This is a genomic window from Xanthomonas sp. SS, from assembly GCF_014236835.1.
Taxonomy (GTDB): domain Bacteria; phylum Pseudomonadota; class Gammaproteobacteria; order Xanthomonadales; family Xanthomonadaceae; genus Xanthomonas_A.
Genome location: NZ_CP051190.1, coordinates 4,165,252 through 4,182,117, shown reverse-complemented (window position 1 = coordinate 4,182,117; position 16,866 = coordinate 4,165,252). Strand labels below are relative to the sequence as shown.

Sequence of the window (16,866 nt, the reverse complement as noted above, 5' to 3'; positions counted from 1 at the left end):
GTCTTTCCTCTCCTCTTTCTTCCGGTTTCCCTCGATGCGTCTACCTGCCTTGGCTGCATGCTGCCTCACCATCCTGTCCGGCCTGGCGCTGGCGCAGGAGCCGACGCTTCCCGCCACTCCGGCGGCGCCGGCCACCGCCGGCGCGGCCGCTGCGCCGCTGCCGGCAGCGCCGGCGCCCGCCGCGCCGACGCTGGGCGTGCAGGAGCGCTCGGCGACGCTGAAGCAGCTCGGCATGGACTACGAGATCACCCTGCGCGGCATCCAGGGCAGCGCCGGCGTGTCGTTCAGTGCACGCACCGACGAGGTGGTCGAGGCGGCGACGCTGCACCTGAGCTACAGCTACTCGCCGGCGCTGCTGCCGGAGCTGTCGCACCTGAAGGTCACCGTCAACGGCGTCACCGTGGCGACCCTGCCGGTGACCCGCGAGAACGCCGGCAAGCTGCAGCAGACCGACGTGCCGATCGATCCGCGCCTGGTCAGCGACTACAACCAGCTCAACCTGCAGCTGATCGGGCACTACACCCGCGAATGCGAGGATCCCGACCACACCAGCCTGTGGGCGAACATCGACCCGGCCACGCGGCTGTCGCTGAGCACCACGCCGCTGGTGCTGGCCAACGACCTGGCGCTGCTGCCGGTGCCGTTCTACGACAAGCGCGACACGCGCCGGCTGGAATTGCCGTTCGTGTTCCCGCAGCGTCCGGACCTGGCCACGCTGCGCAGCGCCGGCATCGTGTCCTCGTGGTTCGGCGCGCAAGCCGGCTACCGCGGCGCGGTGTTCAACGTCTCCATCGGCGACGTGCCGGCCACCGGCAACGCGGTGCTGTTCGCCACCCCGAACACGCTGCCGGCCGAACTGGCGACCGCCGAGAACGGCCTGGGCGAGATCGCCGGCCCAACCCTGGCGGTGGTTTCCAATCCGCGCGATCCGGCCGGCAAGCTGCTGCTGGTGCTCGGCCGCAACGACAACGACCTGCAGCAGGCCGCCACCGCGCTGGCGCTGGGCACGCCGTTCAACGGCGCCGTGGCCAGGATCGGCGAGCTCAAGCAGGCGCAGCCGCGCAAGCCCTACGACGCGCCGAACTGGATTTCCAGCGATGGCCCGGTGCGCTTCGCCGACCTGGTCGCGCAGACCTCGCAGCTCAACGTCAGCGGCTACCACCCGGACCTGATCCGGGTCGGCCTGCAGCTGCCGCCTGACCTGTTCGTGTGGCAGCGCGACGGCATCCCGGTCAACCTGCGCTACCGCTACACGGTGCCGGACGTGCGCAACAAGTCCGCGCTCAACGTCAGCATCAACGATGCCTTCGTCACCACGCTGCCGCTGAGCGGGCGTCCGTATGCCGAATCGCTGCCGCTGCAGTGGTGGCACGACCTCAAGGCCAAGGGCGCGATGCCGGTGGAGCAGAAACTGCTGCTGCCGACCGGCCCGTTCTCGGCCAACAGCCAGCTGCGCTTCCACTTCTTCTTCGACCGCCCGCAGGCCGGCGAATGCAAGAACACCTTCCCCGACGTGTCCGGCGCGATCGACGCCGATTCGAGCGTGGATCTGAGTTCGTTCCACCACTACATGGCGATGCCGAACCTGGCCGCATTCGGCAATGCCGGCTATCCGTTCACGCGCCTGGCCGACCTGTCCGAATCCACCATCGTGGTGCCGGACGAAGCCAGCGACCAGGACGTGTCCAACCTGCTGACCCTGCTCGGCAAGCTCGGCGCCTCCACCGGCTATCCGGCGCTGCGCGCCACCCTGATCCATGCCGGCGAAGTGGACCAGCACGCCGACAGCGACCTGCTGGTGTTCGGTTCCTCGCGCTCGCAGCCGCTGTTCCAGCGCTGGAGCGAGTACCTGCCGATCGGCGACGGCGCCACCGGCCGGCGCTTCTCGATGACCGACTGGGTGAAGGACAAGCTGCCCGGCTTCCTGTCCTTCGACGCGCGTCGCACCGACCTGCCGACCACCGCCGAAGTGGCGGTGAAGCCGGCCCCGGGCGACGTGGTGCTGATGGGCTTCGAGTCGCCGCTCAAGCCCGGGCGCAGCGTGGTCGCGCTGCTGGCCGAGGATCCGGCCAGCGTCGGCCAGTTGTTCGACGCGTGGTTCGAGCCGGCCACGCTGAAGGATTTCCAGGGCAGCGTGGTGTTGCTGCAGCAGGGCAAGATCCGCAGCCTGGCCGGCAACCAGTCCTATTACGTCGGCCACCTGCCGCTGCCGACCTGGGCGCGCTGGTACTTCTCGCAGCATCCGCTGCTGCTCGGCCTGGCGGTGGTGCTGCTGAGCCTGCTGCTGGCGCTGGCCGCACGCGTGGTGCTGCGCCGGCATTCGGCGCAACGGTTGCGGGAAGGGCAATGACCCCGCACGCGCGACAGCGCCGCCGCGTGCTCGGCGGCGCGCTCGCCGCGGGCGCTGCGGCGCTGCTGCCATCGCTGCCGGCCGCCGCCGCGGCGGCGGCCTGCGCGCCGTGGCGCGAGTGGACCGGCTTCGTCGCCAAGCACATCGACGCCAGCGGGCGGGTGATCGATTTCAGCAACGCCGACCAGCGCAGCACCTCCGAAGGCCAGTCCTACGCGCTGTTCTTCGCGCTGGTCGCCAACGATCAGGTGCTGTTCGACCGGCTGCTCGGCTGGACCCGGCACAACCTCAGCGGCGGCCGCCCGCAACAGGTGCTGCCGGCCTGGCTGTGGGGCCGCGCCGGCGACGGCAGCTGGCGCGTGCTCGACGACAACACCGCCAGCGACGCCGACCTGTGGATCGCCTACGCACTGCTGGAGGCCGGACGCCTGTGGAAGCGTCCCGGCTACACCCAGGCCGGCATGCAGATGCTGGCGCTGGTGCGGCGCCACGAACTGGCCGAATTGCCCGGCTTCGGCGGCATGCTGTTGCCGGCGATGCAGGGCTTCGCCAAGCCGCCGCGCTGGACGCTCAATCCCAGCTACATGCCGATCCAGCTGCTGCGCCGGTTCGCCGCCGCCGATCCGAAAGGGCCGTGGGCCGGACTGGCGCAGCGCAGCGCGCGCCTGCTGCGCGACAGCGCGCCGGTCGGGTTCGCCCCGGACTGGATCGGCTGGGACGGCCGCGCGTTCGCGGTCGATCCGGGCAAGGGCGCGCTGGGCAGCTACGACGCGGTCCGCGTGTACCTGTGGGCCGGCATGCTCGATGCCGGCGAACCGCTGCGCAATGCCCTGCTCGAGGACCTGTCCGGTCCGCTGCAGCAGTTGCAGGCGCAGGGCCATTTCAGCGAGAAGGTGGACACGCGCCTGGGCGTCGGCAGCGGCACCGCGCCGCCCGGCTTCGCCGCCGCGCTGCTGCCGTACCTGAGCGCGCTGCGCCAACCGCTGCTGCTGAAGGCGCAGGCGCAACAGATTCCCGCGCCCGGCGATGCCGCCGCGGCGAAACTTCCCTATTACGATCGGGTGCTGGTCCTGTTCGGGCGCGGCTGGCTCGATAACCGCTATCGCTTTTCCGCAGACGGCCTGCTGCAGCCCGCCTGGAGAACCCAATGTTCCGCATGAAACTCAAACCTCTCTACCTGGCCGGCATGATCGATCTGTGCCTGCTCGCCGGCAACGCGCACGCGCAGACCGGCAACGCCACCCAGCAACTGGTCAGCCAGGGCAACTACTGGCACGACCAGGGCCGCGACGATCTCGCCGCCGATACCTGGCGCAAGCTGCTGCGGGTCGATCCCAACCAGCCCGATGCGCTGCTCGGCCTGGCCCAGATCGACCTGGCGCAGGGCCGCCAGGGCGAGGCGCGCAAGCGCCTGCAGCAGTTGCAGAACACCCATCCGCAGGCGCCGCAGACGCAGCGCCTGAGCCAGGCGATCGGCGGCACTGGCGACAGCGTCAACCTGCGCAACGCGCGCCGCGCCGCCTCGGCCGGACGCTACGTGGAAGCGGTGCGCGAGTACCAGGCGCTGTTCGACGGCAAGGCGCCGCCGGATCACCTGGCGCTGGAGTACTACCAGGCCCTGGCCGGCACCCCGCAGGGCTGGGACGGCGCCCGCGACGGCCTGCGTCGGCTGGTCGCCGCGCAGCCCAACAACGGCGCCGCGGCGCTGGCGCTGGCGCAGGTGCTGACCTACCGCGAACCGTCGCGGCGCGAAGGCATCGCCCAGCTCGGTGCGATGAGCAAGCGTCCCGACGTCGGCGGCCCGGCGCGCGCCGCCTGGCGCCAGGCGCTGCTGTGGCTCAATGCCGGCAGCGCCGACGCGCCGCTGTACCAGGCGTTCCTGGCGGCCAATCCGAACGATGCCGAGGTCGCCGCCAAGGCCACCAAGCTGGGCGAGCAACGTGCCGCGCAGGCCGGCGATCCGGCCGGCGAACAACTCGGCGAGGCGTTCAAGGCGCTCAACGCCGGCAACCTGGCGGTGGCCGAGCAGCGCTTCACCCAGGTGCTGCGCGCGCGTCCGCGCGATGCCGACGCGCTCGGCGGCCTGGGCTCGGTGCGCCTGCGCCAGCAACGCTTCGGCGAGGCGCAGGAGCTGCTGCGTCCGGCCGCGGCCGGCAACGGCAAGTGGCGTTCGGCGCTGGACAGCGCGCGCTATTGGCTGCAACTGCAGCAGGCGCAGGCCGCGCGTGGCCGCGGCGACAGCGACGAAGCGCTGCGGCTGACCCAGCAGTCGCTCAAATTGCAGCCCAACGAAGCCACCGGCTACGTGCTGCTCGGCGACCTGCAGGCGGCCAGCGATGCGGCCGCGGCCGAGCGCAGCTATCGCCAGGCGCTGGCGCTGAGCGCCGACAATGCCGGCGCGTTGCAGGGCCTGATCGGCCTGTACAGCCGCCAGGGCCGTGCCGACGAAGCCAGCGCCCTGTTCGCCAAGCTCAGCCCGGCGCAGCGCGAGAAGGCCGGCGGCGAAACCACGCTGCGCTCCAACGTGCAGCGCGCCCGCGCCAAGCAGGCGCTGGAGGCCGGCGACACGGTCTCGGCGCAGAGCGAACTGGAAGCGGCGATGGTCGAGCGTCCCGGCGATCCGTGGGTGCGGCTGGACCTGGCGCGGCTGTACCAGCAGGCCGGGCGCCCGGACCAAGCGCGCAGCGTGATGGACGGCCTGCTCGCGGTGCATGGCGACATGCCCGAGGCGCTGTACGCCAATGCGTTGCTGGCGCAGGAACGCGGCGACTGGGCCAGCGCCTACGCCAGCCTGGAACGCATTCCCGGCGCGGCGCGGACCGCGGAAATGAGCGCGCTGCGCAACACCGCCTGGGTCGAACAGCAGGCCGCGCAGGCGCGGCTGCTGCAACAGCAGGGCCGCGCCGGCGAGGCGCAGCTGCTGCTGGCGCGCACCGAGGCCGCGCTCGGCGGTGCGCTGGAACAGCCGGCGCTGCTGGCGTCGATGGCCGGCGCCTATGCCGACATCGGCAGCAACCAGCGCGCGCTGACCCTGGCGCAGCGCCTGGTCGCGCAGAACCCGAACACCGAGGCGCGGCTGCAGTACGCCAGCGTGCTGCTGCGCGCGCAGCAGGACGCCGAACTGGCGGCCACGCTGCGCCAGTTGCGCGACACCGACATGAACGCCGAACAGCAGCGCCGCTACCAGGCCCTGCGCAGCGGCTACACGCTGCGCCAGGTGGATGCGCTGCGCGAACTGGGCAACCTGGAAGCGGCCTACGACGCGCTGGCGCCGCTGCTGGCGCAGCAGAACCAGGATCCGAAGGCGGTGGCGGCGCTGGCGCGGCTGTATGCCGGTGCCGGCGACCAGCGCCAGGCGCTGGTGCTGTATCAGCAGCAGCTGCAGCAATCGCCCAACGACCTGGACACGCTGATCGCCGCGGCCAATACCGCCGCCGCGCTGCGCGACCTGGACAGCGCCGAGGACTATCTGCAGCGCGCACTGGCGCAGGCGCCGGATTCGCCGGCGGTGTTGAGCGCCGCCGGCCGCGTGTACCGCAGCGCCGGCAAGAGCCGCAAGGCCGAGAGCTATTTCCGCGCCGCGCTGGCGGCGCAGGCGCGCGAGGCCGGCCAGCACGACAACGGCCTGCCGGCCGCCAACGGGCCGGCGTCCTTCGCCGGCGCCGGGCGCCCGCTGAACCCGTTCGCCGGCATGAGCGGACGCATGCCGCGCAGCCCGGCGGTGGTCTCCGACAGCCTCGGCGGCGGCTATCCGGCGCCGGCCTATGCCGCGGCCGGCCAGGCTCCGCTGCCGGCGATGCCGGCCGGTGCCGGCGCGGCTTACGCCGGCGGCGGCGACGACCTGCCGCCGCCGGCCACCGCCAGCGTTGCCGGCGGCGTGCAGTTGGCGGCACTGCCGGTGCCGGGCCAGCGCGCGCCGGCCGCGGCCAGCCTGGCCCCGTCCTACTATCCCGACGACCGCGTCGCCACCACCGGCAGCGCGCGCCAGGCGCAGGCGCTGGCGACCCCGGCGCGCACCGGCACGGTGCTCGACGAACTGCGCGAAGTGCAGTCGGAGAACAGCGACAGCCTGGCCGCCGGTGCCACCTACCGTGCACGCGACGGCGAGGCCGGACTGGGCAAGTTGAACGATCTGGAAGTGCCGCTGCACGGCGAATTCGCGGTCGGCGAGGGCAAGCTCAGCGTCGATGTCACCCCGACCCTGCTCGACGCCGGCACGCTCGACACCGCCTATTCCACCGCCAGCCGTTTCGGTGCCGGCCCGACCGCGGCGATGGGCGATGCGCTGGCCGCCGATCGCACTCCGATCAACGAGCTGATCGGCAGCGACCTGTACCAGTTGCTGCTCACCGAGGGCGACACCAACGCCACCCGCAACGCGCTGCGCACCTATGCAGTGAACACCGGCCTGTACAACGAGCTGTACAACGACACCGACGCCACCTTGACCAACGCGCAGCGCGAAGCCGCGGCACTGCAGGCGCTGTACGCCGAGCCGCTGTCGGCGTTCCTGCTCGGCAACGTCGCCGCGGACGTGTCGATCAGCACCCTGGCCAGCAACATCCTCGGCGACGCCTCGCGCAGCGCCGATCTCAGCGCGGCCGACATCGCCCGCTTCCAGGCGCTGGCCGCCAACACCACCGCGGCCAGCCTGACCCCGGCCGGCTTCAGCCAGGCGTTGTACACGATGGCGGCCAACGGCTCGGCCTCGCGGCGCATGGGCCAGGACGCCAGCGGCGTCGGCGTGTCGGTGAAGTACAAGCACGGCGGCTTCGCGGCCGACCTCGGCAGCACCCCGGTCGGCTTCCCCGAGCAGCGCATCGTCGGCGGCGTCGGCTACCGCGGCCAGATCGGCGAGAACTTGACCTACTCGGGCCAGGCGTTCCGGCGCGCGGTCAGCGACAGCCTGCTGTCCTTCGCCGGCGTCGACGACGGCCGCGCGGGACTCAGCTGGGGCGGGGTGACCAGCAACGGCGTGCGCCTGTCGGCCACGCTCGACAACGGCCTGCTCGGCGGCTACGCCAACCTGACCGCCGATCGCCTGGTCGGCCACAACGTCGCCGACAACGACCACCGCCAGGTGGACCTGGGCGTGTACGTGCACGCGCTGGAGACCGAGAACCAGTCGCTGACCGCCGGCCTCAACCTGACCGCGATGCAGTACGACAAGAACCTGAGCGGCTACACCTACGGCCAGGGCGGCTACTTCAGCCCGCAGGACTACGTCGATCTCGGCTTCCCGGTGCACTGGAGCGGGCGTTCGTCCGGGCGCAAGGTCAACTGGAGCGTGGACGCCAGCGTCGGCGTGCAGCATTTCCGCAGCGACGACAGCAACTACTTCCCGACCAGCGCGCAGATGCAGCAGGACGCCTACGACGCCGCATCGCTGGCCGCGCTGCTGGGCCTGGTGGACACCTACACCGCGCCGGTCTACGCCGGGCAGAGCAAGACCGGCGTGTCCTACAACGTTGCCGGCGCCGCCGAGTGGCAGCTGGCCCCGCAGCTGTTCCTGGGCGGGCGGCTGATCTTCAACAACGCCCGCGACTACAACCAGTTCAGCACCAACCTCTACGTGCGCTTCGTGCTCGACCGGCTCGGCGCCGGCCTCGGCCGCCGCCCGCAGGTGCTGGCCTCGCCGTACGTGGGCGAGTAGGGCAGGAGCGCGCTTCCTGCGTCGCGACCGAGGTCGCTCGCGCAGGGCTTGCGACCAGCGGTCGCAGACCTTGCAGAGAGGGGCTGCGGCTCCAGCGCCAGCAGACAGCGGCCTTGCTTCGGCACCCCGAAGCAAGACCGCTGGGTTCGAAGCTGAGCGTCTGCCGGCGCGATTGGCGGGGCCGATATCGCGCTGCGCCGCACCATTCAAGCGGTTGTGCAGCGACGGTGAGGCGGCGGAACGCGGCGCCGCCGGCGGCGCACGCACCCGTGCGACGCCAGCGCGAGGCTGGCGATACGCCCTGCAAATTCAAGCTTTCACTCGCTCAGGACGGAGGCCAAACGCCCCGCTGCGCTTGGCGATGCGCCGCATCAGGCTGACCATCGTCTTGTAGTTCGCACGATTTGTACACACCAGTTCGCACATCTTGTGTGACGATGGTCACTATTAGTTGGTGACCAATGGAGTGGTTGGTGAAGGTTCTTTGCGTTTTTGGTACGCGCCCCGAGGCGATCAAGATGGGGCCGCTGGTCCGCGCGCTGCGCGCCGCGCCGGACATCGATCCCCTGGTCTGCATCACCGGACAGCATCGGGCGATGCTGGACCAGGTAATGGCGTTGTTCGCGATCCAGCCGGATCACGATCTCGATGTGATGGTGGCCGACCAGACCCTCAACGGCCTGTGCTCGCGGCTGCTCGCCAAACTCGATGCCCTGTACGCGCAGGTGCAGCCTGACCGCGTGCTGGTGCATGGCGATACCAGCACCGCGATGAGCGCCGCGCTGGCCGCATTCCATCGGCGCATTCCGGTCGGCCACGTCGAAGCGGGCCTGCGCACCGGCAATCTGCAGCAGCCGTGGCCGGAAGAAATGAACCGGCGGGTGATCGACGTGGTCGCCGACCATCTGTTCGCGCCCACCGCCAGTGCGCGCGGCAACCTGCAGCGCGAGCACCTGTCCGGCCGCATCAGCGTCACCGGCAACACGGTGATCGATGCGCTGCAACTGACCGTGGAGCGGCTCGAGCGCGATGCCGCGTTGCGCGCGACGGTGGATGCGCAGTTCGCGTTCCTGGATCCGCGGCGCAAGTTGCTGCTGGTCACCGGGCATCGCCGCGAAAGCTTCGGCGACGGCTTCGCCAACATCTGCCGTGCGCTGGCCGAACTGGCGCAGCGCCAGGACCTGCAGATCGTCTATCCGGTGCATCTGAATCCGAACGTGCAGGGCCCGGTCCACGCGCAGCTGGGCGGGCTGGACAACGTGCACCTGATCGCGCCGCAGGACTACCTCGCCTTCGTGCGGCTGATGCAGCGCGCGCACGTGGTGCTGACCGATTCCGGTGGCGTGCAGGAAGAAGCGCCGGCGCTGGGCCGGCCGGTGCTGGTGATGCGCGAGGTCACCGAGCGCCCCGAGGCGGTCCAGGCCGGCGTGGTGACCCTGGTCGGCACCGATCCGGCGCGGATCGTGGCCGCGGTCGCCGCGGCCTGCGAGCTGCCGGCGCGGCCCGCGCGGTTCCTGCCCCACGCCAGCCCCTACGGCGATGGCCGCGCAGCGGCGCGGATCGTGGCCGCGCTGCGCGGCCAGTCCTTCGACAGTTTCGTGCCCGGCCGTGCCGCGGCGGTGTCCCACCTCCCTCTTTTTTCAGAATCGATGCCATGACCCAGACCCGCCGTCCTACCGCACGCTTCCCCCAGGTCTTGCCGCTGGCCCTGGTCCTGGCGACCGCGCTGCCGCCTGCCGCTGCCGCCGACTCCGTCGCCGGCCAGTTCGGCGAGTGGGCCGGCGCCACCACGGTCACCCGCTCGATGACCCTGCGCGAACTCGGCTTCAAGCAGCCGCTGGTGCTCAGCGGCCAGGAAAGCCAGCGCGAGATCTACCTGCCGGTGCCGGCCGGTGTGGCGACCCGCGATGCGCAACTGCAGGTCGATGCGCGCTACGTGCGCGGGCACACCGGGCGCAGTTCCAGCCTGCTGTCGATCGACGGCGACCCGGTGTCGGCGCGTTCGATCACCGATGCCCAGGGCGATGTCAGCCAGCGCATCGGCATCGACGGCTTCGCCCGCGCCAACGGCTTCGTGCGCTTCGGCGTGGGCTGGTGGTCGGTGGTCTCCGAGTACGAGTGCGCCGACCAGAGCGCGCCGGCCAACGTGCTGCGGCTGTCGCCGGAGTCGCGCTTCAGCTACCGCTTCGACGGCCGCGCGATCGACACCGTGGCCAAGGCCTGGGGCGCGTTGCCGGCCACCGTGCGGCTGCTGGTGGAGGGCCGCGCCAGCAGCGTGCAGAGCTACGACACCGCCTGGCGCGTGGGCACGGCGCTGGAGAACGGCGGCAAGCGCGTCGACGTGGTCGCGCTGCCGGCGGTGGGCGCGAGCGTGGACCTGCGCGGGCTGGCGATCCCGGCCAGCCTGGCCGGCATCCCCGCCTATGCGGCCTTGTCCGATGGCAGCGCCAGCCACCGCATCGGCAGCCTGGCCGAAGTCGGCGCGCTGCTGTCGCTCGGCGATGGCGGTCCGCTCGCGGTCGACGTGGCGGTGCTGAGCGATCCGTTGCGCGCCGGCGTGCGCGCCGCGCTGGATGCGCTGGGTACTCAGGTCGCCAGCGCCGCGCCGGACGCGGCCGGCGCGTTCGCCGCGTGGCGCAAGGCCGACATGGCCGGGTTCGAACAGCCGGCCGGCACCGCGTCGGTGCAGGTGGCGCTGGTCGGCGGGCATCCGACCCTGCTGGTCGCCAGCGGCGCCGGCGCCAAGGTCGCCGGTCTGTTGACCCAGCAATGGCGCGCCTATGCACAGGGCCGTGCGCTGCTGGTCAGCACGGCGTTGCTGCCGCCGGCCGACAAGGACGTGGTGTTGCTCGGCCGCCTCGGCGACATGGCCGGGACCCTGGACATCGTCTCGCGCGGCGACCGCACCGCGAACTTCGACCTGGGCGCGCTGTCCAGCGAGGGGCGCCTGCCCAGCGAAGTGGTGATCGACGTCAGCGCGGCGCCGAACCCGGCCGGGCAGGGCGCGGTCGCCTCGATCTTCTTCAACGACTATCTGCTGGGCGCCAAGGTGCTGAACGCCGACGGCAAGCCGCAGCGGCTGGTCGCCAAGGTGCCGAGCTACGCGCTGGCCGCGCGCAACCAGGTGCGGATCAGTTTCCTGCGCCAGCCGGCGCGTCCGTACTGCCATGATCCGGCCACCGGCTACCCGGTGTCGGTGCTGCCCAGCAGCCACATCCGTCTTGCCGAGCGCAGCCTCGCCGCCGATTTCGTCGGCGCGGCCTCGCAGCTGGCCGGCGCGCACGAAGTGTTCGTGCCCAGCGTCTGGCTGCAGGACGCACCGGCGTCGCTGCTCAAGGTGATCCATCTCGCCGGCGCGACCGGCGCCTCGCCGATGCAGGCCTCGCTCAAGGTCGGCGATGCCAAGACCGCGATCGCGCCGATCGGTCCCTACCTCAGCTTCGTGCTGGCGCCGCAGGGGCTGGCGCAGAGCGGGGCGGTGCGCGACGGAAAGCTGGTGGTGTCCGGCCCGGGCAAGCAGGTGCTGCTGGACCTGGCCGGGCTCGACCGCGCCGCCCTGGTCGAAGTGGTCGGCAGCGGCGCCAACACCGGGGTGATCTACCGCGAGCTGGGCACGCAGGGACCGCAGATCGCCGAACCGTTCCGGCTGATCCGCGGCAACCTGGCGCTGCTGGATGCCAGCGGCGTGGTGCAGGACTTCGACGGGCAGGACCCGACCGGCGCGCGCATGGCCGAGCAGAGCAACCCGGAGCCGCTGTGGCAGCAGCACATGGTGTGGCTGGTGGTGCTGGTGGGAGTGATCGTGTTCATGCTGCTGGCCGCGCGCGTGGTGCAGGTCCGTCGCCGCCGCCGCTCCGCGCAGAGCGGGAACTGATCGCACGTGGATAGTCTGTACTGGAACATCCACCTGGCCAACTACTACGCCTTCCTGGAGACGGCGGCGGTGGTGGTCGCGGTGGTGATCCTGATCTCCAGCCTCGACGACCTGTTCATCGATGCCTGGTATTGGGTGCGCGAAATCTGGCGCAGCGTGGTGGTCAAGCAACGCAGCGAATACCGGCCGTTGACCCAGCAGGACCTGCTGCAACGCCCGGAACAGACCCTGGCGATCATGGTGCCGGCCTGGGCCGAGTTCGACGTGATCGGGCAGATGGTCGAGAACATGATCGATGTGCTCGATTACCACGACTACATGGTCTTCGTCGGCACCTATCCCAACGACGAGCAGACCATCGCCGAGGTGGAACGCATGCGCCGCCGCTACAAGCGCATGCGCCGCATCGAGGTGCCGCACGACGGCCCGACCAGCAAGGCCGACTGCCTGAACTGGCTGGTGCTGGCGATCTTCGAGTACGAGAAGCAGAACGACATCGAGTTCGCCGGCGTGGTCCTGCACGACAGCGAAGACGTGCTGCACCCGATGGAGCTGCGCTTCTTCAACTACCTGCTGCCGCGCAAGGACATGATCCAGTTGCCGGTGACCTCGCTGGACCGCGAGTGGTACGAACTGGTGGCCGGCGTGTACATGGACGAATTCGCCGAATGGCACGCCAAGGACCTGGTGGTGCGCGAAAGCGTGTCCGGCATGGTGCCGTCGGCCGGTGTCGGCACCTGTTTCTCGCGCAAGGCGCTGCTGGCGCTGAGCGAGGCCAGCGACAACCAGCCGTTCAACACCGACAGCCTGACCGAGGATTACGACGTCGGCGCACGCCTGGCGGCGATGGGCATGCACTCGATCTTCGCGCGCTTCCCGGTGCAGTTCCGCGTGCGCCGCCCGTCGTGGTTCGGCTGGGGCCCGGTGCGCGAGCGCACCCTGCACATGGCGCTGTGCGTGCGCGAATACTTCCCCGACAACTTCCGCGCCTCGTACCGGCAGAAGGCGCGCTGGGTGCTGGGCATCGGCCTGCAGAGCTGGGAAACGCTGGGCTGGCGCGGTTCGCTGGCGACCAAGTACCTGCTCGCGCGCGACCGCAAGGGCATCGTCACCTCGTTTGTCAGCGTCTTCGCCTATCTGATCTTCCTGCAGCTGCTGCTGTTCTGGCTGCTCAAGATCGCCGGCGCGTGGGACACCCAGTTCCCGACCATCTTCCAGCGCGGCACCTGGCAGATGAACGTGGCGCTGCTGACCACCGCCGCGCTGGCCACGCGGGTGGCGCAGCGCTTCTACTTCGTCAACCGCCTGTACGGCTGGGAACACGCGCTGATGTCGATCCCGCGCATGGTGGTCGGCAACATGATCAACTTCATGGCCACCGCGCGCGCCTGGCGCCTGTTCCTGCTGTACCTGCTGTTCGGCAAGCGCATGGTGTGGGACAAGACCATGCACGATTTCCCCAGCGCCGCGCAGCTGGTGCATACGCGCAGGCGCCTGGGCGAACTGCTGACAACGTGGGAAGCGGTCGAGCCCGAGCGCCTGGTGCAGGCGCTGCGGCAGCAGGAGGGCGGGCGCCAGCAACCGTTGGGACGGATCCTGGTGGCGCAGGGCTGGCTGGACGACGAAACCCTGGCCGAGGCCATCGCCTTCCAGGGCGACCTGCCGCGCGCGGCGATCGACGTGGCGTATCTGCAGGCCGGGCGGTTCCCGTTGTCGGTGCAGGCCTGCGTGCAATGGCGGTTGCTGCCGTTGCCGTCGGACACGCTTGGCGAAGTGGCGGTCGCGGTCTCCAACGCGTTGTCCGAAGAAGAGCAGGCGCGGCTGCTGCACGACCTGGACGCGAGCGTGCTCAGGCAGGCGATCGCGCGCGAAAGCGAAATCAACGCCGGCCTGCGCCTGATCAGCGGCGAAAGCTACCGCGTCGACGCGGTGCCGCTGCTGGGCGATCTGCTGGTGGAGCTGCGCCTGATCGCGCGCGACCAGTTCGAGCGCGTGCTGGAAGAATACCGGCCGCAACGCGACGGCCGCATCGGCGACCACCTGGTGAAGCAAGGCGTCGCCACCCAGGCGGCGATCGCCGCCGCCGTGCGCGAGCAGCATCGCCGTGCGGCCAATCCCCAGTACAGCGTTGGCGGAGAGCTGAGCGTATGAGAATCAGCCTGCTCTCCGGCGTGATCGCACTGAGCCTGCTCGGCCTGGGCAGCGTCACCGCGCACGCGCAGCAACTGCCGCTGGCCGGCGCCGCCTACCGCATCGCCGAGGATGCCTACGCCTCCTACGCCCGCGGCGATTACCCGCAGGCCAGCCGCCAGGCCGCCGAAGCGGCGCGGCTGCGCCCGGACGTGGTGCGCCTGCGCCTGTTGCAGATCTACGCGCTGCAGAAGCTGGGCCGCGGCGACGAAGCGCGCGCGCAGGCACGCCGTGCGCTCGCCGATGGGCTGCAGGATCCGGCATTGCCGCACTTGGCGGTCAGCGCGAACGCGGCACCCGCCACGGCGGCGGCGGCTGCGCGCGCCGGCGGTGCACCCGCGCCACGCGCCAGCGCGCATCCGAGCCCGGCCGAGCAGGCCTACCGGCGCGCCTTCGCGCTCGCCACCGAGGCCTATGACGCCTACAACAACGATCGCATGGCCGAGGCCGCGGACAAGGCCGAACAGGCCTTCCGCCAGCAGCCGCAGCAGGGCGCCTGGGCGGTGCTGTGGGTGGCCGCGCTGGAGGCCCGGCAGCAGTTCGAACAGGCCGAGGCCGCCGCCGCCGCGGCGATCCAGCTGGGCGCGCCGAATGTCGCCGACCTGCAGGCCAAGCGCGTGGCGCTGGGCCGCCAGCGCGCGGTCAAGCCGGCGCAGCAGGGCTACCAGGCATTGATCGAACAGGACTTCGCCACCGCCGCCGGGTACGCCCGGCAAGCGGTGGCGTATGCGCCGGACGTGGCCTCGCATCGCCTGCTGCTGATGACCGCGCAACTGCTGGACGGGCAGTTGCCCGCCGCCGAGGCCACTGCCGACGCGGCGCTGGACAACGACAGCGAAGACACCGTGGCGCTGGTGATGCGCGCGTATCTGCGCCAGCGCCAATTGCATACCGAGCAGGCCAATGCCGATTTCGACGCGGCCCTGCGCCAGGACTGGCTGGATCCGCAGCAGCAACGCAACGTGCGCCTGCTGGCGGTGGATGCGGCGATCGCCGCGGGCGATCGTGCGCGTGGCGCGCGCCTGCTGCAGCCGTTGCAGGCCGATCCGTTGGCCGGCGCGGACGAGACCGCGCGCAAGCAACTCGGCCAGGCCATCGCCCAGCGCGAGAAGGCGCTGCGCAGCACGCGCCCGGCGCCGTCGCTGACCCTGGCGACGTACCCGGCGCCGTTCCAGCAATGCCGCGATACGCCGTACGGCACGCAGTGCGAACTGACGCCGGCCGACCTGCAGGGCACCGGCAGCGCCGCGCAGCGCGCCTACGCCGCCTACGGACGGCGCGATTACCAGGAGGCCATCCGCGAAGCGCAGCGCGCGCTGCAGGAGAACCCGGACAACGCCAGCCTGCAGAACCTGCTCACCACTGCGTTAGCCGCCGGCGACACTGCGCAACGCGCGCAGGCGCGGCAGCGCCTGGACAGCGCCTTGGGCCAGCGCCCGGCCGATGCCGGGCTGCTGATGCAGCGCGGTTACCTGCAGCAGCGCGACGGGCAACCGGCGCAGGCGCTCGACGATTTCCGCGCGGCCGAGGCCACCGGCAAGGCGCCGCCCAGCGTGGTGCTCGACCAGGCCTATGCCAGCGCCGCCAACGGCGACAACGCGCAGGCGGTGGCGCTGCTGCGCAGCGCGATCGATCGCGCCGACCAGGGCGCGTTGCCGCTGGACACGGCGCAGCGCTACAACACGCGCAGTTCGATCGCCAACCTCGGGCGCGAGTGGGGCATCACCGCCTCGGCCGGTTACCGCGGCGCGCGCCAGGCTGCGAGCAACCTGGGCGGCACGGCGATCAGCACTCCCGGCGATTCGGTGTTCAGCACGCTGGAGGCGTTCTGGCGGCCCGCGGCGCTCAACAACCGCCATGGCACGCTGGAAGCGTATGCGCGCGCGGCCAACACGCTGTACGACGCGGGCGGCACGTTCGAATCGGTGCGCGCCGTGGACCCGTGCACCGGCGAAGCCACCGAGGACGCGCGCGCCCGCGCCGAGCGTTTGAGCCGCTCGCGTTCGAGCGCCGGCTGGCCCTCCACCGTCGGATCGTTCGGCGTGCGCTACGCGTTCGGCCGCACCGGCCTGAGCGCCGGCATCGAGCGCCGCCAGTTCCTCGGCAGCGGCACCCGCAGCGGCGGCGTCTATCCGGACGCGGCCGCGATCCAGTGCCGCATCCAGCGCGACTCCAACCAGCCGCAGCAGATCAACACGCTGGCGCGCTATCGCCTGGACGACCATGCCGGCGGCTGGATGTCGTACCTGACCTACGGCTTCTATCACGGCACCGGCGTGCGCACCGACGTCAACCAGTGGTGGACGCTGAGCGGCTATGCGCAGGCCGGCTACAGCTGGGACGACAACCGCGCGCGCTTCAGCGTGGATCGGCTCGACGCCAGCGGCGCGCCGGTCGAAACCCTGCTCGACTCCGATGGCCGCCTGCATCGCACGCAAGCCTTCGCCGCTGCGGAACTGCGTGCCGGCCGCAGCTACCGGTTCGGTGCCGAGCAGACCCGCTGGGTGCTCAATCCGTATCTGGTGGTGGCCGCGGACTGGCTCGACCAGCGCTCGCGGGTCAGCGGCATCGACTACCCGCTGATCGGCGAGCAGGCGTTCGCCCTGTCCGACACCGATCGCAGCTGGTCGCTGGGCGCCGGCCCCGGCCTCGGCGTGCGCTACTGGTTCCGCGAGGACCGTTACAACGCGGCGCGCTCCTCGCTGGACCTGAGCGTGCAGTACCGCTTCGCGCTCGGCGGCGGCGATTCCCAGCGCGCCAAGGGCCTGTTCGCCACCGCCACCTTCAACTACTGACACC

7 protein-coding genes are annotated in these 16,866 nt (G+C 71.2%); all 7 read left to right on the top strand.

Annotated elements, in window-relative coordinates; all coding sequences use genetic code 11:
• Positions 1-34 precede the first annotated feature (34 nt).
• The 7 genes from bcsB to HEP74_RS17525 all read left to right on the top strand — a co-directional run bounded on the left by bcsB (position 35) and on the right by HEP74_RS17525 (position 16,862).
• Positions 35-2,350: a cellulose biosynthesis cyclic di-GMP-binding regulatory protein BcsB gene (gene bcsB, locus HEP74_RS17555; RefSeq protein ID WP_185813950.1), complete on the top strand. Its 2,316-nt coding sequence runs from the start codon at positions 35-37 to the stop codon at positions 2,348-2,350.
• A complete protein-coding gene (gene bcsZ / locus HEP74_RS17550) occupies positions 2,347-3,510 on the top strand; it encodes a cellulose synthase complex periplasmic endoglucanase BcsZ (RefSeq protein ID WP_185813949.1) in 1,164 nt (387 codons plus the stop codon). Before bcsB ends, bcsZ begins: the two co-directional genes overlap by 4 nt.
• Positions 3,498-8,003: a cellulose synthase subunit BcsC-related outer membrane protein gene (locus tag HEP74_RS17545; protein ID WP_185813948.1), complete on the top strand. Its 4,506-nt coding sequence runs from the start codon at positions 3,498-3,500 to the stop codon at positions 8,001-8,003. The genes bcsZ and HEP74_RS17545 overlap by 13 nt, the downstream gene beginning before the upstream one ends.
• A gap of 473 nt (positions 8,004-8,476) precedes the next feature.
• Positions 8,477-9,661, top strand: coding sequence for a non-hydrolyzing UDP-N-acetylglucosamine 2-epimerase (wecB, locus tag HEP74_RS17540; RefSeq protein WP_185813947.1), 1,185 nt, complete (start codon positions 8,477-8,479; stop codon positions 9,659-9,661).
• On the top strand, positions 9,658-11,877 hold the full coding sequence (locus HEP74_RS17535; RefSeq protein ID WP_185813946.1) for a hypothetical protein: 2,220 nt from the start codon (positions 9,658-9,660) through the stop codon (positions 11,875-11,877). Before wecB ends, HEP74_RS17535 begins: the two co-directional genes overlap by 4 nt.
• Before the next feature lie 6 nt (positions 11,878-11,883).
• The gene (locus HEP74_RS17530; protein ID WP_185813945.1) at positions 11,884-14,028 is read left to right on the top strand and encodes a glycosyl transferase family protein; all 2,145 of its coding nucleotides are present in this window, start codon (positions 11,884-11,886) and stop codon (positions 14,026-14,028) included.
• Positions 14,025-16,862, top strand: coding sequence for an NfrA family protein (locus HEP74_RS17525; RefSeq protein ID WP_185813944.1), 2,838 nt, complete (start codon positions 14,025-14,027; stop codon positions 16,860-16,862). Before HEP74_RS17530 ends, HEP74_RS17525 begins: the two co-directional genes overlap by 4 nt.
• The last annotated feature ends 4 nt before the right edge of the window (positions 16,863-16,866 follow it).